The organism is Pseudomonas sp. K5002 (assembly GCF_013386655.1).
Classification (GTDB): Bacteria; Pseudomonadota; Gammaproteobacteria; order Pseudomonadales; family Pseudomonadaceae; genus Aquipseudomonas.
In genome coordinates this window covers 1-529 of sequence record NZ_JACARK010001516.1, presented here as the reverse complement: position 1 = coordinate 529, position 529 = coordinate 1, and the positions used below count along the sequence as shown (strand labels likewise).

General features: G+C 64.7%; 1 pseudogene. It reads left to right on the top strand.

Annotated elements, in window-relative coordinates:
• Positions 1-529 (top strand): annotated as a pseudogene (locus tag HX846_RS37615) (chemotaxis protein); the annotation flags it as partial.

Below are 529 nucleotides of genomic sequence, written 5' to 3'. Positions count from 1 at the left end.
CTCGCCGATGCGGCGTGTGGCGTCTGTATCCCGGGCCATGGCGTTGCCACTGGCCGCTGCCGTTGCCAGTGTCGCCGCCTTCCAATGGGTTCCGGGTTTGTGGGCCCAGGCGTTGACTGTCGGCTTGTTTCTCGGCCTGGGCGTCTGGGGGCATCAACGCTTGGGGCTACAGCTCAAGCAGATTGTGCAGAACACGCCCAATACCTTTTCCGATCCCATCAGCGCCATGACCTACAGCGACGCGCTGGGGCCGACCGCGCAGCTCGAAATGATCCTGATCAGCGAAGAGGCGCGACTTAAAACCGCCCTGACGCGCCTCAGCGACCTGGCCAACCAGATGGCCGAAGCAGCCGCCCATTCCAGCGTGTTGTCGAGCACCACCGAATCGGCGTTGCTGGAACAGCGCGCCGAGACCGACATGACCGCCGCCGCCATGACCGAGATGGCTGCGTCCATCGCCGAAGTGGCGATGCATGTGCAGCAAACCGCCAGCGAAGCTCACACCGCCAACACCCTCGCCGAGCAGGGC